The 878-nt window shown below is 47.2% G+C and carries 1 protein-coding gene; it reads left to right on the top strand.

Going from position 1 to position 878, the window contains the following annotated elements; genetic code table 11:
• On the top strand, positions 1–878 hold an 878-nt coding region (locus A3762_RS27660), incomplete at both ends, for a hypothetical protein (RefSeq protein ID WP_197469274.1).

The following is an 878-nucleotide window of genomic DNA, read 5'->3' as shown; positions in this document are numbered from 1 at the left end:
GAATGGTTTAGTTACAAACTCTCAAGCTGCTATTGATTCAGGTTTGTTTGATGGTGGCTACTACGATGTTGATACTGGTCCAACCGGAGGAACAACACCTGTAAACGATAAAATAATTTATGGTGCTGGCGGCGTTGATCTTACGCTCATGAAATCTATCCGTGTTGATGTGGCTGACAACTCAACCGCTGCGCAACTTCACCGAAAGTCGTTCCGTGTGATAGAGGCAAAAAGCGGTGCGACAGGCAATATCGTCATGCAGGGTCAAACCATTGAGAATGATGTGGTCTTGGAGGAAGGACCAAATGTTCCGGTATTGATAGACTTCTTTATTGCTGACGACAACACCAATGGCAAATCCGATCTAACCATCTACGCCGAAGAGCAGCTGCCGGTTAGTTTGAAAAAGCACCCTGGTGCTAGAGCGCATAGGAATCGACAATCGGTGACGAATTTATTACCAACAGTCGCGACGCAACCAACACCTCCACCTAGCACGCCGGGTAACCCTCAACCGCCCGTGCAAACGCCTGCCCAGCAGCAAGCTCAGCAAAATGTCTTTAACGCGGTTCAAACAACGACAAACTCTCAAGCTGCTCCAAGTTTCTCTAGTATTCACCCTGAGCCAATTTCATCGCAGATGACGGTGCAAATTGAGCAAGCCGACAATATGCTGAATACGGTATTGGGCGTGAATACGCTTGCGCGCGACACCGAGGTAGATCTTCAGAGCTATGGTTCATTTTTCTTCGGAAGCAGTTACTCACACCCTAGTGGTGTTTGGGCCAATATTAATTACATCGATGGCAAGGTTGATGGGCAGGGCGACTTAGGTAATTTTGATTACTACCTAACAAGCTATACCTTTGGGAATAGTT

This window comes from Oleiphilus sp. HI0125 (assembly GCF_001635355.1).
Note: the sequence above shows the minus strand (reverse complement) of the source record. Positions and strands in the feature narration are given on the sequence as shown.